Annotated in this window: 29 protein-coding genes and 1 pseudogene; 13 read left to right on the forward strand and 17 right to left on the reverse strand. The window is 69.1% G+C overall.

Going from position 1 to position 25,604, the window contains the following annotated elements; genetic code table 11:
* Positions 1 to 261: 261 nt before the first annotated feature.
* A complete protein-coding gene (locus ABT061_RS27985) occupies positions 262 to 798 on the forward strand; it encodes a histidine phosphatase family protein (RefSeq protein WP_350923686.1) in 537 nt (178 codons plus the stop codon).
* Between the two features lie 89 nt (positions 799 to 887).
* On the opposite strand, the gene ABT061_RS27990 is transcribed toward ABT061_RS27985, so the two are convergent.
* Positions 888 to 1,379 carry a MarR family winged helix-turn-helix transcriptional regulator gene (locus ABT061_RS27990; RefSeq protein WP_350923424.1) on the reverse strand — a complete coding sequence of 164 codons (492 nt, stop codon included), beginning with the start codon at positions 1,377 to 1,379 and terminating at the stop codon, positions 888 to 890.
* Between the two features lie 607 nt (positions 1,380 to 1,986).
* Here ABT061_RS27990 and ABT061_RS27995 point away from each other — a divergent pair.
* The gene (locus ABT061_RS27995) at positions 1,987 to 2,880 is read left to right on the forward strand and encodes a slipin family protein (RefSeq protein ID WP_350923426.1); all 894 of its coding nucleotides are present in this window, start codon (positions 1,987 to 1,989) and stop codon (positions 2,878 to 2,880) included.
* 75 nt (positions 2,881 to 2,955) lie between these two features.
* On the opposite strand, the gene ABT061_RS28000 is transcribed toward ABT061_RS27995, so the two are convergent.
* The 5 genes from ABT061_RS28000 to ABT061_RS28020 all read right to left on the reverse strand — a co-directional run bounded on the left by ABT061_RS28000 (position 2,956) and on the right by ABT061_RS28020 (position 6,376).
* On the reverse strand, positions 2,956 to 3,306 hold the full coding sequence (locus ABT061_RS28000; protein ID WP_350923428.1) for a DUF1801 domain-containing protein: 351 nt from the start codon (positions 3,304 to 3,306) through the stop codon (positions 2,956 to 2,958).
* Positions 3,307 to 3,320: 14 nt separating this feature from the next.
* Positions 3,321 to 3,458 (reverse strand): hypothetical protein, encoded by a 138-nt coding sequence (locus ABT061_RS28005; RefSeq protein WP_350923430.1) that lies wholly within the window; start codon positions 3,456 to 3,458, stop codon positions 3,321 to 3,323.
* Between the two features lie 104 nt (positions 3,459 to 3,562).
* A complete protein-coding gene (locus ABT061_RS28010; protein WP_350923432.1) occupies positions 3,563 to 4,507 on the reverse strand; it encodes an RNA ligase family protein in 945 nt (314 codons plus the stop codon).
* A 205-nt stretch (positions 4,508 to 4,712) separates the two neighbouring features.
* Positions 4,713 to 5,999, reverse strand: coding sequence for an LLM class flavin-dependent oxidoreductase (locus tag ABT061_RS28015; RefSeq protein WP_350923434.1), 1,287 nt, complete (start codon positions 5,997 to 5,999; stop codon positions 4,713 to 4,715).
* A 2-nt stretch (positions 6,000 to 6,001) separates the two neighbouring features.
* Positions 6,002 to 6,376 carry a hypothetical protein gene (locus tag ABT061_RS28020; protein ID WP_350923436.1) on the reverse strand — a complete coding sequence of 125 codons (375 nt, stop codon included), beginning with the start codon at positions 6,374 to 6,376 and terminating at the stop codon, positions 6,002 to 6,004.
* A 102-nt stretch (positions 6,377 to 6,478) separates the two neighbouring features.
* Between ABT061_RS28020 and ABT061_RS28025 the strand changes: the two genes are divergently transcribed.
* The 3 genes from ABT061_RS28025 (at position 6,479) to ABT061_RS28035 (ending at position 10,825) form a co-directional block, all read left to right on the forward strand.
* Positions 6,479 to 7,240: an ATP-binding cassette domain-containing protein gene (locus tag ABT061_RS28025; protein ID WP_350923439.1), complete on the forward strand. Its 762-nt coding sequence runs from the start codon at positions 6,479 to 6,481 to the stop codon at positions 7,238 to 7,240.
* 376 nt (positions 7,241 to 7,616) lie between these two features.
* Entirely contained in the window at positions 7,617 to 9,701 is a 2,085-nt protein-coding gene (fusA, locus tag ABT061_RS28030) for an elongation factor G (RefSeq protein ID WP_350923441.1), read from the forward strand.
* A gap of 329 nt (positions 9,702 to 10,030) precedes the next feature.
* Complete coding sequence (locus ABT061_RS28035) at positions 10,031 to 10,825, forward strand: ArsR/SmtB family transcription factor (protein ID WP_350923443.1); 795 nt, start codon at positions 10,031 to 10,033, stop codon at positions 10,823 to 10,825.
* Between the two features lies 1 nt (position 10,826).
* Here ABT061_RS28035 and ABT061_RS28040 read toward each other — a convergent pair whose 3' ends face one another.
* A complete protein-coding gene (locus ABT061_RS28040; RefSeq protein WP_350923446.1) occupies positions 10,827 to 11,399 on the reverse strand; it encodes a peroxiredoxin-like family protein in 573 nt (190 codons plus the stop codon).
* A 69-nt stretch (positions 11,400 to 11,468) separates the two neighbouring features.
* Here ABT061_RS28040 and ABT061_RS28045 point away from each other — a divergent pair, with 69 nt between their 5' ends.
* The 4 genes from ABT061_RS28045 (at position 11,469) to ABT061_RS28060 (ending at position 13,050) form a co-directional block, all read left to right on the forward strand.
* Positions 11,469 to 12,083, forward strand: coding sequence for a TetR/AcrR family transcriptional regulator (locus ABT061_RS28045; protein WP_350923447.1), 615 nt, complete (start codon positions 11,469 to 11,471; stop codon positions 12,081 to 12,083).
* Between the two features lie 141 nt (positions 12,084 to 12,224).
* Positions 12,225 to 12,569: an MmcQ/YjbR family DNA-binding protein gene (locus tag ABT061_RS28050; RefSeq protein WP_350923449.1), complete on the forward strand. Its 345-nt coding sequence runs from the start codon at positions 12,225 to 12,227 to the stop codon at positions 12,567 to 12,569.
* Between the two features lie 50 nt (positions 12,570 to 12,619).
* Positions 12,620 to 12,820 (forward strand): DUF4158 domain-containing protein, encoded by a 201-nt coding sequence (locus ABT061_RS28055; protein WP_350923451.1) that lies wholly within the window; start codon positions 12,620 to 12,622, stop codon positions 12,818 to 12,820.
* Complete coding sequence (locus ABT061_RS28060) at positions 12,748 to 13,050, forward strand: Tn3 family transposase (protein ID WP_350923453.1); 303 nt, start codon at positions 12,748 to 12,750, stop codon at positions 13,048 to 13,050. Before ABT061_RS28055 ends, ABT061_RS28060 begins: the two co-directional genes overlap by 73 nt.
* Here ABT061_RS28060 and ABT061_RS28065 read toward each other — a convergent pair whose 3' ends face one another.
* Both ABT061_RS28065 and ABT061_RS28070 read right to left on the reverse strand, forming a co-directional pair.
* On the reverse strand, positions 13,051 to 13,368 hold the full coding sequence (locus tag ABT061_RS28065) for a hypothetical protein (protein WP_350923455.1): 318 nt from the start codon (positions 13,366 to 13,368) through the stop codon (positions 13,051 to 13,053).
* A gap of 2 nt (positions 13,369 to 13,370) precedes the next feature.
* Positions 13,371 to 13,621, reverse strand: a pseudogene (locus tag ABT061_RS28070) (argininosuccinate synthase); the annotation flags it as partial.
* Positions 13,622 to 13,879: 258 nt separating this feature from the next.
* Here ABT061_RS28070 and ABT061_RS28075 point away from each other — a divergent pair.
* From ABT061_RS28075 to ABT061_RS28085, 3 genes are all read left to right on the forward strand, one after another.
* Complete coding sequence (locus tag ABT061_RS28075; RefSeq protein WP_350923457.1) at positions 13,880 to 14,770, forward strand: hypothetical protein; 891 nt, start codon at positions 13,880 to 13,882, stop codon at positions 14,768 to 14,770.
* Positions 14,771 to 15,049: 279 nt separating this feature from the next.
* The gene (locus ABT061_RS28080) at positions 15,050 to 15,415 is read left to right on the forward strand and encodes an ArsR/SmtB family transcription factor (protein WP_350923459.1); all 366 of its coding nucleotides are present in this window, start codon (positions 15,050 to 15,052) and stop codon (positions 15,413 to 15,415) included.
* Between the two features lie 101 nt (positions 15,416 to 15,516).
* The gene (locus ABT061_RS28085) at positions 15,517 to 16,791 is read left to right on the forward strand and encodes an MFS transporter (protein WP_350923461.1); all 1,275 of its coding nucleotides are present in this window, start codon (positions 15,517 to 15,519) and stop codon (positions 16,789 to 16,791) included.
* A gap of 200 nt (positions 16,792 to 16,991) precedes the next feature.
* On the opposite strand, the gene ABT061_RS28090 is transcribed toward ABT061_RS28085, so the two are convergent.
* On the reverse strand, positions 16,992 to 17,315 hold the full coding sequence (locus ABT061_RS28090; protein WP_350923463.1) for a hypothetical protein: 324 nt from the start codon (positions 17,313 to 17,315) through the stop codon (positions 16,992 to 16,994).
* A gap of 442 nt (positions 17,316 to 17,757) precedes the next feature.
* Here ABT061_RS28090 and ABT061_RS28095 point away from each other — a divergent pair, with 442 nt between their 5' ends.
* Complete coding sequence (locus tag ABT061_RS28095) at positions 17,758 to 18,429, forward strand: enoyl-CoA hydratase-related protein (protein ID WP_350923465.1); 672 nt, start codon at positions 17,758 to 17,760, stop codon at positions 18,427 to 18,429.
* Positions 18,430 to 18,555: 126 nt separating this feature from the next.
* Here ABT061_RS28095 and ABT061_RS28100 read toward each other — a convergent pair whose 3' ends face one another.
* The 7 genes from ABT061_RS28100 to ABT061_RS28130 all read right to left on the reverse strand — a co-directional run bounded on the left by ABT061_RS28100 (position 18,556) and on the right by ABT061_RS28130 (position 25,552).
* Positions 18,556 to 18,861 (reverse strand): hypothetical protein, encoded by a 306-nt coding sequence (locus ABT061_RS28100; protein WP_350923467.1) that lies wholly within the window; start codon positions 18,859 to 18,861, stop codon positions 18,556 to 18,558.
* A gap of 130 nt (positions 18,862 to 18,991) precedes the next feature.
* Positions 18,992 to 20,242: an amidohydrolase family protein gene (locus ABT061_RS28105; RefSeq protein WP_350923469.1), complete on the reverse strand. Its 1,251-nt coding sequence runs from the start codon at positions 20,240 to 20,242 to the stop codon at positions 18,992 to 18,994.
* A 109-nt stretch (positions 20,243 to 20,351) separates the two neighbouring features.
* Positions 20,352 to 20,651, reverse strand: coding sequence for an NIPSNAP family protein (locus ABT061_RS28110; protein WP_350923471.1), 300 nt, complete (start codon positions 20,649 to 20,651; stop codon positions 20,352 to 20,354).
* A 377-nt stretch (positions 20,652 to 21,028) separates the two neighbouring features.
* Positions 21,029 to 23,533 (reverse strand): ATP-binding protein, encoded by a 2,505-nt coding sequence (locus ABT061_RS28115; protein ID WP_350923474.1) that lies wholly within the window; start codon positions 23,531 to 23,533, stop codon positions 21,029 to 21,031.
* Positions 23,534 to 24,290: 757 nt separating this feature from the next.
* Positions 24,291 to 24,704, reverse strand: coding sequence for an SRPBCC family protein (locus tag ABT061_RS28120; protein ID WP_350923476.1), 414 nt, complete (start codon positions 24,702 to 24,704; stop codon positions 24,291 to 24,293).
* A 159-nt stretch (positions 24,705 to 24,863) separates the two neighbouring features.
* Positions 24,864 to 24,998 (reverse strand): hypothetical protein, encoded by a 135-nt coding sequence (locus ABT061_RS28125; protein ID WP_350923479.1) that lies wholly within the window; start codon positions 24,996 to 24,998, stop codon positions 24,864 to 24,866.
* Complete coding sequence (locus tag ABT061_RS28130; RefSeq protein WP_350923481.1) at positions 24,995 to 25,552, reverse strand: MarR family winged helix-turn-helix transcriptional regulator; 558 nt, start codon at positions 25,550 to 25,552, stop codon at positions 24,995 to 24,997. Before ABT061_RS28130 ends, ABT061_RS28125 begins: the two co-directional genes overlap by 4 nt.
* Positions 25,553 to 25,604: the final 52 nt, after the last annotated feature.

Here is a 25,604-nt window from a genome sequence, read left to right on the forward strand (position 1 = left end):
CTTCTTGAGGGAGCTCCGTATGCCCTGGTCATAGGGGGACAGGCGAGGCGGAACCACGGACGGGGTGGGGGTTGTTAGACGTGCCTCCCCCTCGTACCGTGAAGATCTGATGATCTATCCGTACCGGTCGATCTGGCGCGATCCGATCACCTCGGTCCGCAACGAGATCGTGTTCGCCGGATACACCGACTACCTGCCGGGACTGCGTTCTCCCTGTTCAACGGCCTGTTCGCGAGAGGTTTGGAGCTGGATGTGGCAACGATGATCGTGTACGAGACGCACTCGATCACGACCGACAACGAGGTCGGAATCGCGACCGGCTGGTTACCGGGAGAGCTGTCGTCGCGAGGCCGTGAGCTGGCTCGGGAGCTTGGTGAACGCCGCCGCCATGATGGCTTGGCCGCGGTGTTCACCTCTGATCTTCGTCGTGCCGTGCAGACCGCGGAGCTCGCTTTCGCGGGCACCGACATTCCGATCTATCAGGATGAACGGCTGCGCGAATGCGACTACGGCGAGTGGAACGGAATGCCCGTGGCGCGGCTGGCCGTCGAAAGATCCCGGCATATCGACGTGCCGTGGCCGGGCGGGCAGAGCTACCGGCAGGTCGTCGAGCACACCCGTGATTTCCTGACGGATCTTGCCGGGCCATGGGACGGCAGGAGGGTGCTGGTGATCGCACACTCGGCCAACCGGTGGGCGCTGGACCATCTGCTCGGCGGGCGGACACTGGAGGATCTGGTGGACGAGGAGTTCGCCTGGCGGGAGGGCTGGGTCTACGAGTTGCCCGGGAGATGGTGAGGCGAAGCCGCGCCGCGTCTCACGGACTCCCGTCCTTTCGATGATCTTTCGCGTGTCGCCCGGCACCCTCCGGAGACACGCCGGAGGGATCACCGGTGTCCTTCCTGCGGTGTGTCATCCCAGGCCGGGATGTTGAGTATCGCGTCCATGCGCCGTAACTCGTCGCGGTGCAGCGCGCTCAGGCGGGTCAGGACCTGTTCTCCCTCCGGTGTCAGCGACACCCGCACCGCCCTGCCGTCACTCGGGTGCGCGCTCCGCTCCACGAGGCCCTGTGCCTGTGCCCGATTGACCAGTTCGACCACGCTGTGGTGGCGTAGCTGGAGAGAGTCGGCGAGCTCTCGCACGGTCGCCCACCCGCGGCCGGGAAACCCCTTCAGCGCCAGCATCAGCTGGTACTGCTGCGGGGTGAGGCCGTTCCTCCGTGCTGTCTCCTCGCTGAAACGTAGATAGCGGCGGATCTCAAAACGGAACCGGGCCAACACCTCGAAATCCCGCTTCGTCAGGGGTTCGAGTCCCGCCCCGTCGTCCTCGGCCGCCGCCGCGTCATGACGCGGCGGCTTCTCGGTCTCACGATCCGCCATGTCACAAATATATCGTGATACGACATGTTTGTGCCGCGGCCGTACGTCCGGGCCACCCTCCTGGAACGTACCTCGTGGAGATCGTCGGCCTGTCGCGGGCAAGTCGCCGAGTTCCATGTGCGGGCGCGGTGATGCAGGTGATGCAGGCGTGATCCGGGTGAGAGGGAGGCCGGATCTGCTCGGCGAAAAGGTGCATATCAGACACTTTGTATCGCGCTACGATAGAAAGGTCCGAACAGGGAGGTAGTTAGGCCGCGCCTGACGGACAGGCACCTCTGGGAGGTGTGTCGTGCCCAGTGACCGTGAACGCGAGGCGGCGCGCGAGATCCAGCGCCGGTTACCGGTCGAGGACCCGGGCTTCGCACGGCCCTTTGCCGCCGACGCGCGGCACCCGCACCGCGCGCCGTCCGGCCTGATCCGGGGGAGTCGCCCGATATCGCCGGTACTCGGGATGACGCTCCAGATGATCCCGCCCGGTGATGAGATCACTGATCGGCGCCGATCTGGGAGGCGTGGCACCGGGTGCGGCGAGCGGGATCCGCGAATCGGTCATCGATCCAAGAGGTCTTTGGAACGGCGGGACCCAGGGGAGACGTAGGAGGATGAAATGATCACTACCGTCATCTATGTGCTGATCGCGATCATGGTGCTGGGTGCGATATGGCTGAAGGCCGGTGTGCGGATCGTCAAACAGTTCGAGCGGGGCGTCGTCTTCCGGTTCGGACAGGTCCGCCCCGAGCTCCGCGCTCCCGGACTCGCCCTGATAATGCCGGTCGCCGACCGTCTGCAGAAGGTCAACATGCAGGTCATCACCATGCCGGTGCCCGCCCAGGACGCCATCACCCGGGACAACGTGACGGTTCACGTGGACGCCGTCATCTACTTCCGGGTCGTCGACCCGGTGCGCGTGGTGGTCGGTGTCCAGGACTACGAATCCGCCATTCGCCAGGTCGCGCTGGCCTCGCTGCGGTCGATCATCGGCAAGAGCGAGCTGGACGATCTGCTGTCCAATCGGGAGCGGCTCAACCAGGGCCTGGAGCTGATGATCGACAGTCCGGCTGTGGGCTGGGGCGTGCACATCGACCGCGTCGAGATCAAGGACGTGGTGCTCCCCGAGTCGATGAAGCGGTCCATGTCGCGACAGGCCGAAGCGGAACGTGAGCGGCGCTCCCGCATCATCACCGCCGAGGGCGAGTTGCAGGCCTCGAAGAAGCTGGCCCAAGCCGCCGAGACGATGGCCCTGCACCCCGCCGCACTGCAGCTACGCCTACTCCAGACCGTCGTCGAAGTCGCCGCCGAGAAGAACTCCACCCTGGTGTTGCCCTTCCCGGTCGAACTGCTTCGCTTCCTGGAACGGGCAACACCTCCCGAGTCCGGCCAGGCCGCCGCGCACTTCAGCCCGGCGCTGTCCGGGGGCTTGCCGGCACCGGTCGGCCAGCACCTTCCAGGCACCCGCATCCCCAACCAGGTCGCCCCCAACGCCGCGGAAGCCGGCCGGTAGGCCGTACCCGACTTCGCCACCGGGCGCCGCCCCCGAAGCGCCGGTCATCGGGGGCAGATGGAGGGCTCGCGGTCGTCAGTTCTGGTCGAGGTGGACGGCCTGGGCGATGTAGTCGCGCAGGGCCGTTTCGTTCATCCCGTCCAGCGTCTTGATCTTGATGTGCCGGGTCTTCTTGCCGACTCCCTCCAGCAGCCCGTGGGCGTCCTCGAACTCCGCGCCCCGCTCGAAGGCGAAGGTGAGGTGGGTCTTGCTCTGGCTGATGACCGCGAGGTTCCTCGTCGCGCGCCAGGCGGGGGAGCCGTGGGTGAGGCACTCGACGGCGTCCGGGGCGCAGTCGGCCATCAGCTTCCGCAGGGCCGCGACGATCTCCTGATACTTCGGCTGAAGTTTGGTCTCGACGTAGGCGTCGACCTCGGTGCTGCTCATGATCTGCGTCTCCCTTACTGCGCGGTCGAGAAGTTCATGTGGGTGGCCTCCCGGAGGTGGCCGGCGAACCGGTCGTCGAAGGCGAACCCGGGCTCGGTGAGGAAGCGCCGGGAGATGGCCAGGTCTTTCACGGGGAGGTCGATGAACGGCATCGGAACCCCCGTTCTCGATTTCAGTACTGGACCGTGCAGTACTGATTTGGAGGTATGAAAGAAGTGCCGGCCGTCTCCGCCGGGAGCGCGGCGACGATCCGTGCTCACGCCTGATAGTGATCACTGATCGCGACCCCGCGGATGGATGCCTGCAGTTCGGCCTCCTCCTCGTCGCCGAGCGCCGCCATGGCCGAGGGAAAGGTCGCCGACAGATCCACCATGATGTCGAGGACCACCTCATCCAGGAGCTCGTCGAGGGCCGACGGTCCCACCTTGGATCGCGCGCCGGCCAGTCGCGGCCCGTTGACCATGGCCCGGGCGACCTGGCGTAGTTCCTCGGGAGTAAGGATCACCTGCGGGTCCCAGGGGCGGCTCTGGTCGAAACGTTGCTCGTCGAACTCCTCGATCTTCAGCTTGACGGTCGGCCTGCGGTCGGGAGGCAGGGGGGCGTCAGGCCGCAGGACGATCCCCTCGGCCAGGTTGTCCGGCACGCCGGGCAGGCCGAGTGCCTGCGGCACCCGGCTGGGGAACCGGACCGGCAGGGCATCGAGCTCCGACCGGGTCCCTCTGCCGAGAATCGGCACAACGTCGAGCTCGGCGTCGGCGGCGATCGAGGCGACGTCCGCGTACGGCAGGAAGACGCCGGGATCTCCGGGATCCCGGTGGCGCAGCACGTCGAAAAGGGCAAAACGGATTTCCGGGCTGTACCAGACCCCCGTTTGAACCGGAGTGATGCCCGGCATCGGCGAGACGTCGGGGTGGGGGTAGTGGCCTCCGTACAGCTCGCCGTAGACGCGTACGGCCGCGCCGCCCCGAGCCAGGGCGGCCTTCGCGGCCTTTTCGAGGTGACCGCGCAGAAGTTGCCAGCCGAAGAACGGCTCGTCGTCGCGCAGCCATGCCTTGCGCTTGCCCACGAGCGTGTTCCGGCCGTCGTGGGCGATCACCATTTGAGCTCCGTGCACCTTCTCGGTCGCCACCCAGGGGCCGCCGACAACCGCCCCGCCGGACCGCTCGGTCGTAGGGATCTTGGGGTATGCCAGGTGTCGCATTGGAGCAGTATGACCAAGACGAGCTCAGAGGGCACCCGATATACCGAGCCGAACGGCGGCTCGGGATCGCGGGCGCCGTACGGGATGACGGACGCCGGCTGCTTCCGCAGGCGTGACCGCGTAGACCCCCGCCCGCTCCGCCGTACGCGCGGATGACGAGGAGCCGGCGGGGGTCGTCGTTCAGCCGCCGGCGGTCAGGTGCGTGTCAGGCGGCCCTCGCCAGCTTCGGCCGGGTGATGCCGAGATGGTCGCGGAGCGTCGTCGTCGCGTACTCGGTCCGGAAGAGCCCACGTCGCTGCAGGACGGGGATGACCTGGTCGACGAACGCGTCGAGCTGCCGGGTGTGCTGTGGGACGAGGACGTTGAAGCCGTCGGCCGCGCCACCGCGGAACCAGGCCTCCAGCTCGTCGGCGATCTGCTCGGGGGTGCCGACCGGGGTCCAGTGGATGACACCGAGGCTGCGGTACACCGTGTTGGCGAAGCGGCGCAGGCTCACACCCTCCTCCAGCGCCCACGCCCTGAGCCGTACCAGCCGGGTGACACCGCCCTGGTAGCCCTCGACGGCGGGGAAGTCGTCGACGGGCACCGGACCTTCGGGGTCGGCGGCGCTGAGGTCGAGCCCCAGTTCCCGACCGAGCCGCGCGATGTTGCCGCCGTCGTCCAGGATCAGTTCCTCGAGCTCGCCGTGGACGCGGCGGGCCTCGGCCTCGGTCGAGCCGACGTAGGGGACGACGCCCGGCAGGACGGCGAGATCGGTGGACGGGCGGCTGCCGGCCACGACGCGGGCCTTGAGGTCGTCGTAGAGCAGCGCGCCCGCCGGAATGTCGCTGGAACCGGCGAACACGGCCTCGGCGAACCGCCCGGCGAGCGCCCGCCCGGACTCCGAGGCCCCTGCCTGCACGATGACCGGGCGCCCCTGCGGGCTGCCGGCGATGTCGAGGGCGCCGGCGACGTCGAAGTGGTTCCCGTGATGCTCGACGGGCTCGCCCGCCGCGTCCCACAGGGCGTTCAGCACGGCGATGAACTCTCCGGCCCGCTCGTACCGCAGCTCGTGCTCGGTGTGCCTGTCCCAGCCGAACTGCCGGGCCACGGCGTCACCGGTGGAGGTGACGAGGTTGACCCCGGCCCGGCCGCCGCTCAGCTGGTCGAGCGCCGCGACCTTGCGGGCGACCGCGTAGGGATCGTTGTACGTCGTCGACAACGTCCCGATGAGCCCGATGTGCTCGGTGTGCGGGGCGACGCCGGCGAGCATCGTGAACGGGTCGAGCGGCCAGGCCAGCTCGTTCTGCCCGGACCCGCTCTGGGGGAAGGTCATCATGTCGGCCAGGAACACCGAGTCGAACAGGCCGCGTTCGGCGGCCCGGACGAGCTCGACGTAGTAGTCGAGATCGTGGACGCGGTGCGGAGTGCTGTCGGGGTGCCGCCACGCGGCGGTGTGGAACCCGACGCCGCGCAGGTTCAGGTTGATGCGCATGTGCCGCTGATCGCTCATGGTCAGTCTCTCAGGGTGGGAAGGGCGTAGGTGCCGCGCAGGCCGGGACCGCCGGGCCGGCCGGAGGGGAGGGCGGCCGACAGCGTCGCGACGGTCGCGGCGAGCGCGTCGAGATCGGGCCGGCCGCCGACCACCAGGTCGATCCCGTCGATGCCGGACGCAAGCGGTTCGGCTGGGGCGAGGTCGTTCAGCGCCAGCGAGGTGAGCACGACGGGTGTGCGTCCGGCGGCCGCGCGGACCCGGTCCCCGAGCGCGGCCCGGGAGACGAGGGCGACATCGGCGACCGCGCCGGCCAGCTCGACGTCGGCATCGTCGTCCAGCACGGCGAGATCGTCGAGACCGGGCCGGCGTCGCAGGTCTTCGGCGCGCCCGGGCACGACTACACCGCCGAGCTCGTCCGCGTCGCACCGACACTGGAGGGAGCGCGCCTGCGGGCCGTACGCGGCGGTGGCGAACCTGTGGTTCGCGCCGAGAACCTCGTGAAGACGTTCGCGTCGCGCGGGTTCGGACGCCGGCCGGGCGCACGCCGGGCGGTCGACGACGTCACGCTGAGCGTCGCCCGCGGGACGACGCTCGGGATCGTCGGCGAGTCCGGCTCCGGCAAGAGCACGACCGCGCGGATGCTGCTCCGGCTTGAGCGACCGGACTCCGGCTCGGTGGAGCTGGCCGGGCGCGACGTCACCCGGCTGCGGGGCGAGGAACTGCGCCAGGTGCGGCGGCGCATCCAGCTCGTGCAGCAGGACCCCTACTCCTCGCTCGACCCGCGCCGCACGGTCGGCGACAACATCGCGACCTCGCTCGACGCGTTCGGCATCGGCACGCCGGCCGAGCGACGTGCCCGCGTCGCCGCGCTGATCGCCGACGTCGCGCTGCCGATGGACGTCATCGACCGCAGACCCCGGGAGCTGTCCGGTGGCCAGCGCCAGCGGGTCGCCATCGCGCGTGCCCTGGCGGTCGGCCCCGAGATCGTCGTGCTGGACGAGCCGGTCTCCGCGCTGGACGTGTCGGTGCAGGACCAGGTGCTGCGGTTGCTCCTGCGGCTGCAGCAGGAACACGACCTCACCTACCTGTTCATCTCCCACAACCTCGCCGTGGTGCGCCAGTTCTGCGACGAGGTGGTGGTCATGCAGGCAGGCCGCGTCGTGGAGGCGGGTCCCGCGGACACGATCCTCGAACGCGCACGACACCCGTACACCAAGGCACTCGTGAGCGCGGTGCCCCGGCCCAGGGGACTCGTCTAGATGTACTGACCTGAGAGGTCAGGTACGCGGCTGGCGGGTGGGTGGCCGCCGGTGCGGAAACCTGTTTCCCGCCCGGGGCGGTTTCAGTATGCTCGCCACGAATCACACGCTGCCGCGACATCGCGGTGTGCGCCTTGACGAGTGAGGGGAGCCGGCCGTGCGTCACAGCACCGCTGTTGTCATTCCCCGGTCACGGTATGAGGTGATCCTGGTGTCTTCGTTGGTGCCCGGTGCCGGCCGCGCGGCCGGCACCGGACGTCCGTGACGAACGTCTGACCCCTGTCTGTCCGACGCCGATGCGGTCACGCCGCATCGGGGGTCTTTTCGTCCGGGAAGCGCGCTGTCCTCTGTGGAGCGTCCCGAAGGGCCATAGGCCGTGCGTACCAACCTGAACCATCGCCTCACCGACCAGCTGACCGGCGTCCGTAATCTGGGCATCCTCGCCCATGTCGATGCGGGCAAGACCACCATCACCGAACGGATCCTGTACATCACCGGCGCCACCTACAAGCGTGGCGAGGTACATGACGGGACGACCGTCACCGACTTCGACTCCCAGGAACGCGATCGCGGGATCACCATCTTCGCCGCGGCGGTGAGCTGCGCCTGGGACGGCCATCGGATCAATCTGATCGACACACCGGGTCACGTCGACTTCTCCGACGAGGTGGAGCGCTCGCTGCGGGTGCTCGACGGCGCGATCGCAGTGTTCGACGGTGTCGCCGGAGTCGAACCGCAGAGCGAGTCGGTGTGGCGGCAGGCCGACCGGTACGGAGTGCCCCGGATCGCCTTCGTCAACAAGCTGGATCGCGCCGGTGCCGACCTCGACACGGCGGTCGAGTCGATCCGCGAGCGGTTGCGGGTGGTCCCGCTGGTGGTCCAGCTGCCGATCGGACGCGAGGACGGGTTCACCGGAGTGGTGGATCTGCTGCGCATGCGATCGCTGGTCTGGACCGGCGACCGCGACACGCCCAGGGAGGGCACGGTGCCGGACACCCTGCGAGAGGAGGCGTACCGGCGCCGCCGGCTGCTGGAGGAGGCGGTGGCCGAACTGCACCCGATCGCGCTGGAGGAGTTCTGCGCGGAGTCGGCGATCTCCGCGCAGACCCTCGCCGTCGCGCTGCGCGACCTGGCCCGTACGGGGGAGGGTGTGCCGGTGCTGTGCGGATCGGCCTACCGCAACCGCGGGATCGAACCGCTGCTGGACGCCGTCACGGCCTACCTGCCCTCGCCGACGAACGTGCCCGCGGTACGCGGCACCTGGGACGGCGCGGTGCGGGAGCGGGCCGCCGACCCGGCGGCGCCGTTCGCCGCGCTGGCTTTCAAGGTGAGTTCGACCGCCACCGGGCGGCTGACCTACCTGCGGGTGTACTCGGGGACGATCAGCAGGGGAGACGCGGTGCTGGACGCCGGCGCGCGGCGCACCGAGCGGGTCGGCCGCATCCTGCGGGTACAGGCCGACCGGCACACGGAGGTGGACCTGGCGGTGGCCGGGGACATCGTCGCGGTGGTCGGGTTGAAGGCGGTCCGCACCGGTGCCACCCTGTGCGCCCCCGCGGAGCCGTTGCTCCTCGAACCGCCGAGTGTGGCCGATCCGGTGGTCTCCATGGCGGTCGAGGCCCGGAGGAGCACCGATACCGACCGCTTCGCGTCGGCGCTGGCCCGGCTGGCCGAGGAGGATCCCTCGCTGGTGGTCAGAACCGACCCCGAGACCGGCCAGACGGTGCTGTCGGGGATGGGGGAACTGCATCTGGAGGTCGCGGTGGAGAAGATCCGCCGTGCCCACGGGCTCGATGTCAGCGCCGGCCGGCCACAGGTGGCCTACCGGGAGACGGTCGTCCGCGGGGTGTCCGGGCTGCTGTACCGGCACGTCAAGCAGGAGGGAGGCGCCGGTCAGTTCGCCCACGTCGTCCTTGACGTGGAGCCGCTGGACGCCACCGGCGGCGCGGCGGACTTCGTGTTCCACTCGACCGTCGTCGGTGGACGGGTACCGCGGGAGTACGTCCGGGCGGTGGAGGCCGGTTGCCGGGACGCCCTGGTCGAGGGGCCACTCGGCGGGCATCCGGTGACCGGCCTGCGGGTCACGCTGACCGACGGAGCCACCCACGCCAAGGACTCCTCGGAGATGGCGTTCCGGACGGCAGGCCGGCTCGCGCTGCGGGAGGCGCTGCGGACCGGCGTGATGGCGTTGCTGGAACCGCTGGCCGAGGTCACGGTCACCGTGCCGGACGACGCCGTCGGCGGGGTGCTGGGCGATCTGTCGGCACGGCGCGGCCGGGTCTCCGGCTCGACCGCGCGGGCAGGCACAGTGGTGATCACCGCGACCGTGCCGCTGGCCGAGCTGTTCGGCTACGCGACCCGGCTGCGCAGCCGCACCCAGGGCAGGGGAACCTTCACCACCCGGCCCAGCGGGTACGCCCCGGTGCCGAGCACGGTGTCATACGGGACGCCGTCCCGGTAGAGCCCGGGGGTGGCCCCGCCCGCACACGGGCGGGGCCACCCCCGGATCCTGGATCAGGCGGCCCCGCTGGTGCACTTCATGAACACCTACGGCCGGGGAGAGGTCATGTTCGGCACCGACCGGCCGCGCCCTCGCGCAGGTCGAGCGGCTCGGCCTGAACGATGAGGCCCGGGCGGCTTCCCCAGGGGAGCCGTCCGGCGCGCCTTCCGGCCGCGCCGGTGGCGGAAGGCTGACGGACGGGTCTTCGGGGGGAATCGTTGACATGCAGCCAATTGGCTGCCTATATTTTTTTTGGCAGCCAGATGGCTGCATGTTTGGGGTGGCATGAGATGGACGAGGTTTTCAAGGCGCTGGCCGATGCCAGCCGCCGCCGGCTGCTCGACAGTTTGAACGCCCGCAACGGGCAGAGCCTGCGTGAGCTGTGTGCCGGGCTGGACATGGCCCGGCAGTCGGTCAGCAAGCACCTGGCGGTGCTGGAGGCGGCCGACCTGGTGACCACGGTGCGGAGTGGCCGGGAGAAGTTGCACTACCTCAACGCCGCGCCGATCAACGCCATCGCCGAGCGCTGGATCGACCGGTACGACCGTGGCCGGGTGCGCGCGCTCGCCGACCTGAAGAGAGCATTGGAGCAGGAACCGATGGGCAACCCCGAGTTCGTCTACACGACCTACATCAGCACCACGCCGGAACGGCTCTGGCAGGCGCTGACCGACCCCGCCTTCACCCGTCGCTACTGGGGGGTCGGCTTCGAGTCGGACTGGAAGGTGGGATCGACGATGACCTGGGAGGAGCGCGGGGTGAAGATCGCCGACCCCGAGCAGGTCGTTCTCGAATCCGACCCCTACCGCCGGCTGGCCTACTCCTGGCACACCTTCACCCCGGAGTTCGCCGAGGTCTGGGAGCTGGGTGCGGAGGTCGCCGCCCAGTGGGCCAAGGAGCGCAGGTCGAAGGTGACCTTCGACATCGAACCGCTCGGCCGGATGGTCAAGCTGACCGTCGTCCACGACGGCTTCGACCCCGGCAGCACCCTGCTGGAGGGCGTCGGCGAGGGCTGGCCGCACATCCTGTCCGGCCTCAAGACGCTGCTGGAGACCGGCGAGCCCCTCCCCGGCGAGGGTGACTGATTCAGCGGGTCTCCGCCCGGCGTGCGCGGGCCGCCAGGGTCAGTACCTCGTCGAGTGGCCACTGGTCGTAGGCGTGCTCGCCGTACTTACCCGCGACCACCCGGCCGTCGGGGGCGATCAGGAAGTCGGCGGGAAGTCCGAGCCGCCCGCCGCGCGGCCGGATGGACGGTAGGCGCTCCTGCCCGCGGGCGACCGTCCAGATGCCGCGTACGACGGCCAGGACGATCGTCGCCCAGACCCGGGGGTCGAGCAGCGCGCGGGGCGCCTGTTCCACGCCGAACTCCGCGTACAGCTTCTTGTCCGGGTCGGCGACGACGGCGAACGGCAGGCCCGTGGCGTGCTCGGCCAGTTCCTCGGCGGGGGAGTGGAACACCACCACCTCGCGGATTCCGGCGGCCTCGATCTCGGCGTGCCGGGTGACGAAGGAGCGCAGGTGCAGGTTGCAGACCGGGCAGCCGGCGAAGCGCCGGAACTGCAGGTGAACGAGACGGTCCCGGTCCGGGACGGGGGCCGCGGGGCCGGTGACGGAGGACAGTTCGCGGGCGGAGACGGTGGAGCCAGGCTGGAGACGCATCGGAACTCCCTCGTAGGCGTACGGTATATACCTACGATTGTAGGCGTATGCCGTACACTTTCAACCGCCATGCCACGCCCGCGTTCGCTCACCCAGGACCAGATCGCCGCCGCCGCCCTCGCCGTCATCGACCGCGACGGCCTCGCGGCCCTGTCGATGCGCGCGGTCGCCGCGGAGCTCGGCATGAGCGCGATGGCGCTCTACCGCTATGTCGGCGACCGCCAGGAAGTGGAGGGGCTCGTGGTCGAGCTGGTGCTCGGCGGCGTCGACGTCTCACCGCCGCCGGGGACGTCATGGCGCGAACGGGTCACCACACTGGTCGGCAGGTTGCGCGACCAGGTGGGCGCGCACCCGCACGTCGTGCCGCTGACGATGACTCATCGGCACCGTTCCGCGGGGGTGCTGCGCTGGTCGGAGGCGGTGCTCGGCATCCTCACCGAGGCCGGCCTGGCGGGTGCGGACCGGGTCATCGCGCTGCGCGGCCTGCTGAGCTACGTGATCGGCGCGGTCCAGCTGGAGCATCTGGGCCCGCTGTCGGGCGCGGGCACGACCGTCATCGCCGGGCTCGCCCCTGCCGACTTCCCGTATATGGCCGAGACGGCGGGTCACGCGCGTCTCGTCGGCGCCGACGAGGAGTTCTACGGTGGCCTCGCCATCGTGCTGCGTGGAATGTGCGATACCTGATCCGAGTGGGTGGCGGGTGCGCGAGAGGCTGAGGGGGCCGTCCATCCGCCGCGTGTGTCCCGGCCCAGGCCGTGCCCGCGGTGGCCTTCGACAGCGGGGCGGTTTCGCGGGATTGTCGGAGCGCTCTGATAGACGTGGCCCATGGGTGTGAGTGTTGGTGAATTCCTGGAGATGCTCGACAGGCTTCCCGAGGTTCAGCAGAGCGACTCCGGCAGCTGGACCTCGTTGAAGGTCCGAGGCAAGGGTTTCGGCTACATCTGGGGAGACACGGAGACCGTGGGTCTCAAGGCGACGATCGATGAGCAGATCGCGCTGGTGGCGGAGCGGCCGGAGGTGTTCGAGGTCCAGTTCACCGCGGGCCGGTTCGGCTGGATCGTGGTGCATCTCGCGAAGATCGATCCAGATGAGCTGTTCGAGCTGGTCACCGAGGCGTGGTGCCTGACGGCCCCCAAGCGGCTGGTCGACGCGCACGAGGCCGGGCGGTAGTTCTGCGACATGTCGGGGGCCGGCCTGTGATGGGGCTTGATCGACTCGATGTGCCGGTCGAGGTGCTGGATTTCGTGGCCGAACAGCTCGGCATCACCGGTCCGTCGCAGGTGAAGAAGTACACCGAGCGGACCGAGACCCGGTTCGACCATCAGTGGGAGATCCGCCGGGTACGCGGATGGAAGGCGAGCTGTACCACCGTTACGAACGCGGCCTGGAAAACCAGTTCGGCGTTCTCGGACTCGTCCTGAACTGCGTCGTTCTGTGGACCACGGTCTACCTGGACGCCGAGGTCCGCCAACTGCGCGCCCAGGGCTACCCGGTCCGGGAGGAGGACATGGCCCGGCTGTCGCCGTTCGTCAACCGACACCTCGGGGTGCACGGCGGCTCCGCCATCGCCCGCGCCGACCTCGCAGACGCCGTGCTCCGCGTCCTGCCCGACCCAGGCACCCACCGCCACACCGTCGACGTGGCCTACTGATCAGCGTGGGCGGCTGAGGGCGGCCTCGGCCAGATCCGTCCATTTCTCGGCCGAGGAGTGGGGCACGACCACCCAGTCCTTTATCGTCCTGCCCTGCCCCGAGGGGTCAAACAGGGACGCCCCGGCCAGCTGGAGCGCGGCTGTGTGTTCGGGGGTGTCCCTGACCAGCCGGAACACCATCGCGCCGTCGCGCTGCAGGCTCGCGAACACCTTCCCCGCCTGATCTTTGAGCGCGGGACTCCCCATCATCCTGGAGATCCCTACACCCAGGTCGGCCAGCTCGGCGCCGACCTGCTTGAAATCCTCTTCCGCGCTCATCGTCAGTCGGTCCCAAACTCCATGGCGGCGTGGTCGGGGCTCTTCCCGCGTGACGCGATCGCCTCGGCCCCGCCTTCCGGCAGCACGGCGATCAGGCTAGTCGTCCTGGCGGCACCGATCAAGGCCGGATGCGGGGTGCCGACCATGCCGAGCCCGGCGTACCTCTCCAGCTTGGCGCGGGAGTCGGCGATGTCGAGGTGCGTATGGTCGGCTGGCCGATGCGGTCGACGGGGCCGAACACGGAGTCAGGGGTCGGAGAACAACGGACCGGAAACGTACGTTAAGGGGCAACAGCGCAGTTCAGTGGCAGTGTGAGGATGGTTGAGCGCATCGCGGTAACCGTACGTTTCGATGTGGAAAGTACTCGATTGCGCCACAGCCTGGCCCCCGCGCAGCCCCTACCGTACGTTTCCGGTCCGTTGTGAACCGATCCAGCTTTCATGGAGGCTCTGATGTGCCTCCTGACGCGCGGCTGAGCGAACCGCGCCGCCTGCCGGCACGTCTACCGATCATGAGGATGCTTCCAGCCGCACTGCTCATCGTGCTCGCGACGGCCTGCGGTTCCACCCGAGCACCGGTCACTGCCGACGAGTTCACGGACCGCGCCCATGAGGTCGCCGAACGCTGGCAGAGTTCGGCGGAGAGAGAGCCCTGGATCGTGGGGTTCGTCCCGCTGCGGAACCTGACCTTGGAGCCCGATTGGGAACACATGCCCCGCTGGGTCGGACAGAGCATGATCAACAGCGCCTGGAAGCTGGAGACCGAGCTTCCGGTCGAGGTGCCCGCCCCGGCCAAGCTACGCTGGGCCGATGAGAGCACGCTAAGCGTGGCGGTGCTGACGGCCACAGCCGCCTACGCCGGGCTCAGCAAGCCCAAGTCCTTCGTCGACGAGAAGTGCCCGGCCAAGGGCTGCCGGCCACTGCGCGTGATCGCGGTGGCGCGGGGCAAGGCCACGATGCCCAGCAGTCGGGGGGACGTGCAGGTACCGACGTGGGACTTCACCGTGAAGGGCGTGCCGGAACCGTTCCGGCGGGTGGCGGTGGACCCCGCCGCGATGGGCGGACCGCCCCGACCACTGGACGACGGGATCCAGGAGGTGCACACCTACGAGGTGCGCACGCCGACTGAGCTCCAGTTGAGTTACGTGCACGGCACTTGCGACACGACGTACGGCTCGCGCGCCCATGAGACGCCCGAGGCAGTGGTCGTGGACGTCGACGTCCGGCGCGACGACAACGTGGAGGTCTGCAACGCGATGGGGAAGACGGACCGGATCGGCGTCACGCTGCGCGAGCCCTTGGGCCGCCGGGTGGTGCTGGACTCCAGCAGCGGGGTGCCCCTGCTGCCGCAGAGCGACATCCGCCTGGTCGAGTTCCAGAACTATGACCCGCGCCGCTCCTAGCCCGGCGACACGTACTTGCGGGGCTGCAGCGTGTGGCTCTGCGGTCGAGCTATTCGCAGCGTGACTCGCAGAAGGTGACGAGCGACCGAGGCGAACCTGGCGCAACGCCCGAGCCCAGCCCACGACGAACTTCGCCGCCAGCTCGCCGATCAGAGGCTGGACCGGTTACCCGACCAAGGTCGCATGACGGGCCACTAGCAGCGGCGTGCACCTCGCACTGCCTGCGACGTGGTCGGATCATGGAAGAGAGGGGGATGTCCACCGCCCTACGATGGCTGCATGTCAGAGCGCGAGCGCCCTTCGTCCTCCTCTGCCGTTCATCGGCACCAGCGGACTCCTGATCGGGAACAGTTGGAGAAGGCGAGTGCGGTGTTCGCCCTGCTGTCCGATCCCACGCGACTGCATCTGTTGTGGCTGTTGGCCGCGGGGGAGGCGGACGTGACCGACCTGGCTACGGCCAGTGGCGCGGCCCGGCCCGCTGTCAGCCAGCATCTGGCCAAACTCCGTCTGGCGAACCTGGTGCAGTTCAGGAAGGAGGGCCGCCGCGTGGTGTACTCGCTGCGCGACGGGCACCTGCGCAGCCTTGTGGTGGAGGCGCTGAACCATGCCGACCATAAGGTGACCGGCGAACCCTGGCACTCCTGAGGCCCGAACGGGGAATTCCTCCGCCCTCCCTACTGTTCAACGCGTGCATAACTGCGCACATAAGCACGTTGAAGGCCGCTGTGGCCTGAGAGGGCGGGGTCATGTTCTTCGTACTACGTAATCGCACCTACCGGCACCTGTTCGCCGCGCAGGCCATCGCCCTGGTGGGCACCGGGCTGGCGACCGTGGCGCTGAGCCTGCTCGCCTACGACCTGGCCGGGGCGAGCGCCTCCGCGGTGCTCGGTACCGCTCTGGCCATCAAGATGGTCGCCTTTGTCGGCATAGCCCCAGTGATCAGCGCTCTCGCCGACCGCATCCCGCGCCGGACCCTGCTGGTGGCCGCCGACCTCATCCGCGGCGGCGTCGCGCTGGCCCTGCCGTTCGTCACCGAGGTGTGGCAGATCTACGTCCTGATCTTCCTCCTTCAGGCCGCCTCGGCGGCCTTCACCCCGACCTTCCAGGCGACCATCCCCGAGGTGCTGCCGGCCGAGCGTGACTACACCCGGGCGCTGTCGCTGTCTCGGCTCGCCTACGACATGGAGAGCCTGTTCAGCCCCGTGCTCGCGGCCGGGCTGCTGACCCTGATCAGCTACAACTGGCTGTTCTTCGGAACCGTCCTGGGGTTCTTGGCCTCGGCCGCGCTGGTCGTATCCGTCGTCCTGCCCAGGCCGACACCGGCCCGGCGCAGCGGCGGCGCCTTCGCCAAGGCCACCTACGGCGCCCGGCTCTTTGGGGCCACGCCGCAGCTGCGCGCCCTGCTCGCCCTGAACATGAGCGTCGCGGCCGCCGGCGCCATGGTCATCGTCAATACCGTCGTCCTGGTCCGCGATCACCTGGACCGCACCGCAGGTGACGTCTCGATCGCACTCGGCGCGTTCGGGGCCGGATCGATGGCCGTCGCCCTGCTGCTGCCCCGCGTGCTGGACAGGCTCAGTGACCGCAGGGTGATGCTGCCCGCGGCTGTCGCTCTCTTCGTGGTCCTGGGCGCGTTCACCGTCGGCCTGGCGGCAGGCGTCCTGTCGTGGTCATGGCTGCTGATCGCATGGGCGCTGCTGGGCGCCGCGACATCCGCGGCGCTTACTCCGACCGGTCGCCTGATCCGGCGCGCCGTGCCGTCCGCCGACCTGCCGGCCGCCTTCGCGGCGCAGTTCTCCCTCTCCCACGCGGCCTGGCTGCTCACCTATCCACTGGCCGGGTGGTTGGCCTTCAGCGTCGGGATGGTCGCGGCCGCCGCCGTACTTTCCGCGATCGGTTCCGTCGCCACCGCAGCGGCCTGGGCTCTTTGGCCCACTGAGGCGGCAGTCCGCTCCGCCGCCGCGCCCAGCCACCAGCTCACCCGAAGTGACACCGAGGAGGAGCATCAGCTGGCCGCTTGATGGGGTGTCGGTAAGAAATGTGTCCTGCGCCCCAACAAGCCCCGTGATCTCGCGGACCGGCTGGCCGGCCCATGGCTTTATGCCGTGGGTGCCGTGACGTTCCTCAACGGAAGTATCGGTCCACACCGGCCCGGGACGCCGCATGTTCGTGGCCCGCGCCGAGGAACGCGGCAGTGCCTCGCGAGCCGCCCATGCTCCCGTCAGTTGTCGATCCCCGCCCCGCCTCTGTTGCCGGGAGCCCTGTTGTCGCTGATGCCGCCACCGATACCGACCTTGCCGCGGCCGCCGCCGATGCCGACGCCGTCACGGCCGATGTTGCCGTGGTCGCCGCCGTGACCGCGCCGGGCGCGGCACCTCTCGGGGTGCCTGTGCTTGTGGCAGGGCTTCTGGGCGGAGGTGAGAATGGTCGAGGCGTTCGAGGTCACGGTGTCCGCGATGGCGGACGGAGCCGGCGTCGTCATGGGGGCGAGGAGGACGGAGGCCGTCATCGTCCCGGCTGCGAGAGCGTTCCTGACCTTGATCATCGAATCTCCTCGCGGGTGGAGATCTCCAGCTCTGGCTCTGGGAGAAAGCGTGGTCGGGCATGGTGTCCGGCGGTCGGCACGGCAGGGAACCTGTTCCCACGGTAAGCAGAGGGACCCGAGGCGGTCGGTCACAGGACTTCAAAACCTCGGGGCGGTCCGATGGCCCGCCGGTGGTGGACGGGAACCGGAAGGGGGTTTCCCGTCACGCCGGGTTATGATTCCCCGCTCGGGGCTGATCCTGCGGACAAGTGAGTCGCTTCCATGTACTATGCGATTCGCCGTAGTTACTCGCTAGTAGCGTCGTTGCTGACGCAAGCTCCTGCCGGTCTTCGAGGTCAGGAAGGTGTTCATGTTCGACGGCTCGCTCGTCGCGGGTGCGGCTGCCGGCCCCCGCCGGGCCGGGTCAGGTGCGCATGAGCGACAGCCGCGAAAGGAATCAGTCATGCCCACGCTCGACCGTCAGGACGACGTCTTCATCCTCGACATCGGGGATACCGAGAACCGTTTCCACCCCGACTGGATCGCCTCCGTCAACGCCGCGCTGGACGAGGTGGAGAAGGCGGAGGGGCCCCGTGCCCTGGTGACCGTCGCGACCGGCAAGTTCTTCTCCAACGGCCTGGACCTGGACTGGCTGTTCGCCCATGCCGACCGGCACCAGGACTATGTGGTCGGCGTCCACGAGCTCCTGGCGCGGATGCTGGCCCTGCCGGTGGTCACCGTGGCCGCCCTGCAGGGGCACACCTTCGCGGCCGGCGCCATGTTCTCCCTGGCCCACGACTTCCGCGTGATGCGCGCCGACCGGGGCTACTGGTGCCTGCCGGAAGCCGACATCAACATCCCGTTCACCCCGGGTATGTCCGCGCTGATCCAGGCTCGGCTGACCCCACAGACCGCGCACGAGGCGATGACCACCGCACGTCGCTACGGCGGCCATGACGCCCTGGCCGCCGCCATCGTCGACCGCGCGGTGGCCGAGGACGCCGTGCGGCAGACCGCCATGGAGATCGCTCGCGCCCAGACGGCCAAGAGCGGCCCCACCCTCGGCACCATCAAGGCCCGCATGTACGGGCCCGCCATGGAGAGGCTGCTGGAGAAGGACAACCCCCTCGGCTGAGCGGTCGAGGTCCAGCGGCCGGCGGCCGGACGCTCACCGAGGAGGGCGTCGTCCAGGCCCGCCGTAGCACGGGTATCGCCGGCAGGCGGGGACCCTCCGGCCGGAGGGTCCCCGCCCGAGCGGTTCTCAGCGCTTGTTCACCCGCAGGGACACGATCGTGCCCGGGGGGAGGGTGGCGGTGGAGGTGACCCCCGCGGGCTGCCACGGCCCCACGTTGTAGACGTATCCGACGGCCGGGTTGACGTGGAGGACGGTCACGGCGACCTGATGCTCTCCGGTGCCGCTCGCGCAGTAGCTGGAAACCGTCGATCCCGCTACCTGGGTGGTGCAGTTGTCCGGGATCGCGTGGGCGGTGGAGGCCGTGCTCATCAGAATGGCGGTGGTGAGCAGTGCGGTGCTGGAAAGGGCCGTGGCCCACTTCCTTGGTTTCACGTGTGCTTCCTCCGTGCTTCTCGGTGCGGCGGAAGTGTCCCGCAAGGTTTCCTTTAGGAAACTTTCCTATAGAAAAAGATACCTGCCTGCGAGAATGCGTCAATAGTCACCTGTGACGCTGCTGTCCCCCTCAGTGCGGGACACCGGCTCCGAAAGCGGTGTGCCGGGTGGACGAGGCCACGACCCGGCCCGCGACGACGACGTGGCGGGGCGGCGAGTGCCGGGTCAGGGCCTCACGAAGGGTCCGCCCCTCAAGGACGACGAGGTCGGCGGGAGCCCCGGGTTCCAGACGGTGGGCGGGCAGGCCGACGACCCGCGCGGCATCGACGGTCACCATGTCGTACAGCCGTTCCAGGGCGGCGTCGGTGCGGGCGTCGAGCAGGTGCGCGGCCAGGAACGCCACCTCCAGCAGGTTGTGCCGCCCGAACGGGTAGTAGGCGTCCTCGATGTCGTCCTGCCCCAGCGCGACCGGAACCCCGGCGCCGGCCAGTTCGAAGACCGGTAGATGGAGCGGTCCGGTGTGCGGGTCGCTGACGAAACCGAGCCCCGCCGCACGGCACAGTCCGGCCAGGCGCCGCAGGTACGGCTCGGGGTAGAGCGCCATCGCCCGCGCGTGCTGGGCGCTGCCACGCCCGATCATGTTCCGCTCCAGCAGCTCCCGCGCGAGCATCTCGGTCGTCCGCAGCCCCGGGTCTCCGGCGTCGTCGACCAGCATGGCGACGCGCAGCCCGTGCCGCCGTGCGAGATCGACCATGCGTCGTACGTGCTCGGCGGCGTCGGCGTCGGTCCACTCGATCCACGGGATGCCGCCCACCACGTCGGCGCCGAGCCGTACGGCCTCGGTGACCAGTTCCTCGGTGCCTGGCTCGCGGAGCAGGCCGTCCTGCGGGAACGCCACCACCCGCACGTCGACCACGCCGCGGAACTCCTCGCGCAGCGCCAGCAGCGCCTCCACCCCGGTCAGCCCCGCCGCCGGATCGATGTCGGCGAATGCCTGCACGGCCCGGACACCGTGCCGCACGGACTCCACCAGCACCGGCCGGGCCCGCTCCAGGACGGCCTCCCGCGTCTGACCGGCCTTGACGGCGGCGGCCGTCTCGATGGCTCCCATCGCGGCCCCCATGGTGCCGTCGGTGTACTCCGACAGCGCGACGGGACCGGCCGCGTCGAGGGTGTGCGCCTTGCACAGGTGCAGGTGGGCGTCCACGAAGGGCTCGGTGACCAGGGCGCCGTCGGCATCGATGGTCACCTCGGCCGCCGGGCCGAGATCGGGGTCGTCCTCGGCGACGAGGCTGAGCAGCCCGCCTGTCGCCGCCAGCGACCACCTGCCGGGACGGCCACGGAGGGAGGCGTTGCGGATGAGGAGATCTGGGGTGTCCATACGACAGCACGGTAGAAGCGCACCCACGAGCTCCGGGACGGCCAGACCTGCCAAGCCGCGTATCGCGAAGCGACAGGTGTGGGTGACGGTCGAACCGTCCCCGTCGGCCTCAGTCTACGGGGGTCACGTCGCGGATGATCCGGCCCACCAGGTAGAGCGCCGGGTCCACGTCCATCGCAACGCGGCGGGGGGAGTCCCAGTACTCCTGGTTCCGCTCCTGGAAGCTCTCCGGACCGTCGTACGAGAGCACCCAGATGAACTGGTTCCGCTCGTGATCCAGCCAGGCGCCGTGGACCTCGAACCCGAATTCGCGGCGGAGCGGCACGACCTGCGAGTGCCACTTCTCCACCCACTCCTCCAGCAGGCCCTCCTGGATCGTGTAGATGCGATGCTGAAAGGTCCTGGCCATGTCGTCGCCTTCCGTGTCGGGTCGGATACGGGGCCGCCTGTGATGAAGATCGTACGACTACCGAGCCGGATCACGCGCGGGACCACTCCGGCCCGGTCCAGACCCGACGCGAGGTCGGGAGCGGAAGATCGGCTTACGCCGGCTCCGCCGGCCCGCCCTCGGCGGGTGCCGGTGTCAGCGGCCGAGCCGGTCCAGGTTCTCCAGCAGGGTCTGGACATGCAGGGTCTCGACGTGGTCGGTGCCGAAGACGAAGGTGATGCCCCGATCCTTCACCCCGTGCCGGAGCACCTCAGGGGACCCGCGCGTACACGCTGCACTATCGGGTGCGGATGGGACCGGTTCACCGAGCGGTGCGATAGCGGTTCCCGGCGGTCTCCTCACCCCTGATTCGTGAGCGGGAGGCGGAGGATGAAGCGCGCGCCGCGGGTGGGCGGGGCTTCTACGTGCAGGGTCCCGTGGTGGGCGTGGGCGATGTCGCGGGCGATGGCCAGGCCGAGGCCGGTGCCTCCTGTGTCGCGGCTGCGGGCGGTGTCCAGCCGGGCGAAACGCTGGAAGATGTTCTCGCGTTCTGACGCTGGGACTCCCGGGCCGTCGTCGGTGACGGTGAGCTCGGCGCTGTCACCGCTGCGGCGCAGCCCGACCTCGACGCGGCCTACCGCGTGGCGCTGGGCGTTGTCGAGCAGGTTGGTCAGTATCCGGCCGATCTGCCCGGGGACGGCGTCGACCATCACGCCGGGTTCGAGCCGGAGCCGCACCGGGTGCAGATCGTGCATGCGGCGGGGCACCTCGGTCTCGATCAGCCGTGCCAGGTCGACGTTCTCCAGCGCGGAGGCCTGGTCGGCCCCTTGCCTGGCCAGTTGGAGGAGGTCGGTGGTGATGGCCTGCAATCGGTCCACATCGCCCAAGGTGTGTTCGAGCAGTTCGCCGAGGTCGGTCTCCTCGGGGTGGAGTTGCGCCTCCTCCAGCTGGGCTCGTAGCCCGGCCAGCGGGGTGCGCAGCTCGTGGGAGGCGTCGGCGGTGAAGCACCGCTGCCGTTCGAGGGACTCCCGCAGCCCCGCCTGCAGGTGTTGCAGCTCCTGGACGCGGGTGTGCTCCACCTCGTAGAGGCGGGCTCGTACCAGGGCCTGGGAGATCAGCCCGCTGAGCGCCGTGAGCAGCGTACGCTCCTCGCCGGGGAAGTGGTGGGGCCGGTCGAAGGAGATCACGCAGCACCCCCGGTACTGGCCGGGCACGAGCAGCGGCAGGATCGCCCAGGCGTGCTTCTCCGAGTCGTCGACGCTCCTGCGGGCCATCCAGCGGGTGAGGTTCGGATAGCGCTTGTCGTGCTCGGCCCTGGAGGTGATGAAGACCGGGGCACGCGATCGCAGGGCGTCGGAGAGGGGGGACGGCTCCATGAGCACCTGGTCCTCCAGCCGGTCAAGGATGTCCGCGGCGTGGTTGAAGGCTCCGGCCACGTGCAGGCGATCGTGGTCGACGGTCAGCACGATCAGTCCCGCCGCGCCGAACGGCGGCAGCACCCGCTCGGCGATGACCCGCACCAGGTCACGGGCGGTCACGGCGTCGCCGAGGGCTCGGGTCAGCTCCTGGACCCAGGCGGTTCGCTCGGCGGCGGCCTGCTCGGCGGCCTCGCGCTCGGCGTCGCGCAGGCGCTTGTCGGTGACGTCGGCGAGATAGAGGGTCAGGCCGTCGGGCACCGGCACCAGTCGCACGTGGTACCAGCGACTGTCGGTCGGCCACTGCACGTCGAGAGTGGCGGGCTCCCGCTCGGCGGCGGCCCGGTGGCACGCCGCCCGCAGGTCGGGCGACTTTCCTGTCGGCAGGTCCCACAGCACCTGACCGTAGGGGTCGGTGACCCCCAGGAGGCGCTCGGCGTCGAGGTTGACGAAGGTGATCCGCCAGTCGCGGTCCACCGCGAGGAAGGCGTCGCTCATGTAGCGCAGCGCGTGGCTGACCGACTCGCGGGCGATACGGCTCTCCGTGGTGTCCCAGACCGTGCCGATCATGTGTGTCGGCTCGCCGGCCTCATCCAGCACCAACCGGCCGCGTTCCTGCACCCAGCCCGTGGTTCCGTCCGGGCGGCGGGCACGATACTCGATCTCGAACAGTCCCCTGGTGCGGACGGCCTCCTCGGTTGCGGTCATCACCCGGGGATAGTCATCTGGGTGAATGAGGTTGACCCAGTAGTCAATGGTGTGGGGGCCGCTGTCCACATCGATCCCCATCACGGTTAGGCCGGCCTCGTCCCAGCGCAGTTCGCCGGTCAGGATGTTCCAGTCCCAAGATCCGATCCTGGTCGCCTTCAGCGCCTGCCGGAGATGAGAGTCGGTGGAGAGGTCCTGCCGCCGCGGGTATCCGCTGTCTGAGTCGGTGCCGGATCCGGCCAGCCGCTGGGCCAGCCAGTCGGCCAGCGATCGCAGGAACGCCCGCTGGCGGCCGGTGGGCTTGGCGGGCCCGCAGGATAGTACGGACAGTACGCCGACCGGCGCGTCGCGGACGCGCAGCGGCACGGCCGTCAGGGTCGCGGTGGGCGGTATGGCCGCGGACGTCTCCTCAGCGCTCTCGCGCCCGGCGTCTGGGGCGACGGACGTGCACACGGGCGCTCCGTCGCGCAGCGCCCGGACGATGACGTCCCGGATCTCCTCCCCCCACGTCTGCAACTGGGCGGGAGGCACCCCGGAGGCCACCAGCAGGCGCGGCCCTCCGCGGACGACCCGCGCTCCGGACCAGTGCACCATCCCGCTCAACCCACGCAGTTCGGCGACCGCCTGGTCCAGCGCGTACTTCAGCACCTCGATCTCGCCGAGGCCGACGGAGGCGAGCGCGAGAGTACGCAGCCGCTGGTCCTCCTCGGAATCGGCGCCCCAGGTTTCGTTCCTCGCCATCCTCTTGCCCCCCAACTGTCACAACAGAGGCACGGCGTCGGACAGATGTTCTTTGCGCTCCCGACAGCGGACGAACTATTTTCCGAATTTATCATAGTAACGACTGATTTTCGGAAAAAAGCAAAGCCTCTGGCGAGCGGAGACCCGGCCAGTTCCGACCTTGCCATTTCAAGACGGATTTTTTGCGAATCCATCATTGACACTCCCAGCGGCGAGCCTGCGAGTCGGATCAGACGTCTCATGGAAGCGCAGCGTTTGCCTCCTTAAGCGCCTAAGAGATGGTGAATCGCCCGATCCATTCGGTAGCCTGCGCGCCCGACTTGTGCTCTTTGCAGACGGCTTCCCGATGAGGAGAAATTCGACTTCTTATTGTTCGACCGGCACGCGGCATTGATCCATGGTTATGGTGAGATCGGCCTCCATCCGGTGGATGGATGACGCACGATCCCGTCGTCGTCTCCGCATTGGAGAAGAAGGCGATCGGGCTTCGGGCGACGGCGGTCCCGTTCGAGGAATTTCTTGTGGGCGTATGAAATCTCGCCTCACTGGCCATCCTGTTGGTCTTCGCTGAGAGTGAGGTCGATGTCGGTCGTGCTGTCGCTTTCCGCCAGGTCGTCGGTGCTCTCCCGATCCTTGAACCCTCAGCCTCCACCCCGCGCTCGTCGGTATCTCCAGCATCCGGTAGTCAAGGTGCCCACACATCGGAGGGAAGGCCCTGGCGAACCTTCCCCTTCCAGGGGCCACCTGGGTCTGCGGCTCAGCTGGGTGCTGCGGCCTCGATCGCCTGCTTCATCTCCACTGCGCCGTGTTCCATGCGAATGCGGATCTCGGCGGCCTGCCCGTGTGGCAGCACGTTGGTAGTCCAGATCAGCCGACCCGCTCCGGCACCCTCCGGGCGAACTTCAAACGAGGCGTGGTGGTGTTCGAGCGGGGGCCTGGCGCCTTCGACAACGGAATAGGCCAGGCGGCGGGAATCATCATCGATCGCGACAATCAGCTCGCGGATGACGTGTCCATCGGGAAAGGTCAGGAACCGCTGGTCGCCCTCCAGCCGGGTGTCGATGACACGGCCCGGCAGCAGGCGCTCGTGCACGGCTCCGACGTCGCGCAGCACATCCCAGATGTGCTCAGGGGACGCGTCGATGACGATCTCGTGGCGGATGGAGGCCATGACGTCGAAAACTCCTCTTGGGATGGGATAGGTCCCTCGCCGGCAGGCAAGGACCGCGACCCATGGCTGGCATCTTCTTCAGCTGCCCTGGGCACCACGCCCGGCGCAGGCCAGAACAGCCGTATCCGTCCTGTGACGGCTGCGAACCTGTACTCGCGTTCAGCTCTGTACGGCCCTCGGCACACCGACACCAACCACCGGCGATGCGGCCGCCGCGGACACCTCGCCGCGGAAGCGGGCCTCGTGATAGCCGCGCACGGTGCGACGGGTCTGTTCCTGAGCTGTCGTGGTCATGGCTGCTGTCCGATCTGGCGCAGGTGATCGGCGAGGCGATGCTGGTTGGCGGCCAGCCGCAGGCACAGGTCGCGCAGCACGACCAGTTCTTCGGGAGCGAACCCGTTGAACATCGCCCGCATGGCAAGCTGCGACGGCCTGCGGAACGCCTCCATCCACGCCCGCCCGGCAGGTGTGATCTCGGCCAGAACCGAACGTCGATCCTTCGGGTCGGGGACCCGGCGGGCCAGCCCGTCGTGCTCCAGAGTGTCGACCAAGCCGGTGACATTGCGGGAGCTGACCCCGGCGGCCCGGGCCAACTCGCCGATGCTGATGCCCTGCTCGCTGCTGTTGAGGCGGATCAGCAGGTCGAGCGCGCCCGCGCTGACCCCCCGTCCCTGGGAGCCGTGGGCGCGCATGCGCTCGACGGCGTGGTTGGCGGTGCGGACGGCGGCGCCTGCCTCGAAGGTGAGCAGGTCTCCGTCGTCATCGGTGAACTGGGTCATCGCGGCCCTGACCCGAGGGTCGTAGAGGAAGCCGTCAGGGTCGCTCTCGTAGATTGTTACGTCCTTCATTATGAAGGAGGATAATAGTACGTGCTTCCAGTCTTTGCTATCCGTTGCTTGC

Source organism: Streptosporangium sp. NPDC002544 (assembly GCF_040295965.1).
Lineage (GTDB): Bacteria > Actinomycetota > Actinomycetes > Streptosporangiales > Streptosporangiaceae > Streptosporangium.

What these genes read in the sequence shown, in the direction of transcription:
- ABT061_RS28050 (WP_350923449.1), top strand. Translation starts at nt 12,225, where the DNA reads ATGGGTGTGAGTGTTGGTGAATTCCTGGAGATGCTCGACAGGCTTCCC.
- ABT061_RS28075 (WP_350923457.1), top strand. Translation starts at nt 13,880, where the DNA reads ATGAGGATGCTTCCAGCCGCACTGCTCATCGTGCTCGCGACGGCCTGC.
- ABT061_RS28000 (WP_350923428.1), bottom strand. Translation starts at nt 3,306, where the DNA reads ATGAGCAGCACCGAGGTCGACGCCTACGTCGAGACCAAACTTCAGCCG.
- ABT061_RS28065 (WP_350923455.1), bottom strand. Translation starts at nt 13,368, where the DNA reads ATGAGCGCGGAAGAGGATTTCAAGCAGGTCGGCGCCGAGCTGGCCGAC.
- ABT061_RS28015 (WP_350923434.1), bottom strand. Translation starts at nt 5,999, where the DNA reads ATGAGCGATCAGCGGCACATGCGCATCAACCTGAACCTGCGCGGCGTC.
- ABT061_RS28130 (WP_350923481.1), bottom strand. Translation starts at nt 25,552, where the DNA reads ATGAAGGACGTAACAATCTACGAGAGCGACCCTGACGGCTTCCTCTAC.
- ABT061_RS28060 (WP_350923453.1), top strand. Translation starts at nt 12,748, where the DNA reads ATGGAAGGCGAGCTGTACCACCGTTACGAACGCGGCCTGGAAAACCAG.
- ABT061_RS28035 (WP_350923443.1), top strand. Translation starts at nt 10,031, where the DNA reads ATGGACGAGGTTTTCAAGGCGCTGGCCGATGCCAGCCGCCGCCGGCTG.
- ABT061_RS28110 (WP_350923471.1), bottom strand. Translation starts at nt 20,651, where the DNA reads ATGGCCAGGACCTTTCAGCATCGCATCTACACGATCCAGGAGGGCCTG.
- ABT061_RS28095 (WP_350923465.1), top strand. Translation starts at nt 17,758, where the DNA reads ATGCCCACGCTCGACCGTCAGGACGACGTCTTCATCCTCGACATCGGG.
- ABT061_RS28080 (WP_350923459.1), top strand. Translation starts at nt 15,050, where the DNA reads ATGTCAGAGCGCGAGCGCCCTTCGTCCTCCTCTGCCGTTCATCGGCAC.
- ABT061_RS28120 (WP_350923476.1), bottom strand. Translation starts at nt 24,704, where the DNA reads ATGGCCTCCATCCGCCACGAGATCGTCATCGACGCGTCCCCTGAGCAC.
- ABT061_RS28125 (WP_350923479.1), bottom strand. Translation starts at nt 24,998, where the DNA reads ATGACCACGACAGCTCAGGAACAGACCCGTCGCACCGTGCGCGGCTAT.
- ABT061_RS27985 (WP_350923686.1), top strand. Translation starts at nt 262, where the DNA reads ATGATCGTGTACGAGACGCACTCGATCACGACCGACAACGAGGTCGGA.
- ABT061_RS28005 (WP_350923430.1), bottom strand. Translation starts at nt 3,458, where the DNA reads ATGCCGTTCATCGACCTCCCCGTGAAAGACCTGGCCATCTCCCGGCGC.
- ABT061_RS28105 (WP_350923469.1), bottom strand. Translation starts at nt 20,242, where the DNA reads ATGGACACCCCAGATCTCCTCATCCGCAACGCCTCCCTCCGTGGCCGT.
- ABT061_RS28040 (WP_350923446.1), bottom strand. Translation starts at nt 11,399, where the DNA reads ATGCGTCTCCAGCCTGGCTCCACCGTCTCCGCCCGCGAACTGTCCTCC.
- ABT061_RS28090 (WP_350923463.1), bottom strand. Translation starts at nt 17,315, where the DNA reads ATGATCAAGGTCAGGAACGCTCTCGCAGCCGGGACGATGACGGCCTCC.
- ABT061_RS28010 (WP_350923432.1), bottom strand. Translation starts at nt 4,507, where the DNA reads ATGCGACACCTGGCATACCCCAAGATCCCTACGACCGAGCGGTCCGGC.
- ABT061_RS28115 (WP_350923474.1), bottom strand. Translation starts at nt 23,533, where the DNA reads ATGGCGAGGAACGAAACCTGGGGCGCCGATTCCGAGGAGGACCAGCGG.
- ABT061_RS28085 (WP_350923461.1), top strand. Translation starts at nt 15,517, where the DNA reads ATGTTCTTCGTACTACGTAATCGCACCTACCGGCACCTGTTCGCCGCG.
- ABT061_RS28045 (WP_350923447.1), top strand. Translation starts at nt 11,469, where the DNA reads ATGCCACGCCCGCGTTCGCTCACCCAGGACCAGATCGCCGCCGCCGCC.
- ABT061_RS27990 (WP_350923424.1), bottom strand. Translation starts at nt 1,379, where the DNA reads ATGGCGGATCGTGAGACCGAGAAGCCGCCGCGTCATGACGCGGCGGCG.
- ABT061_RS27995 (WP_350923426.1), top strand. Translation starts at nt 1,987, where the DNA reads ATGATCACTACCGTCATCTATGTGCTGATCGCGATCATGGTGCTGGGT.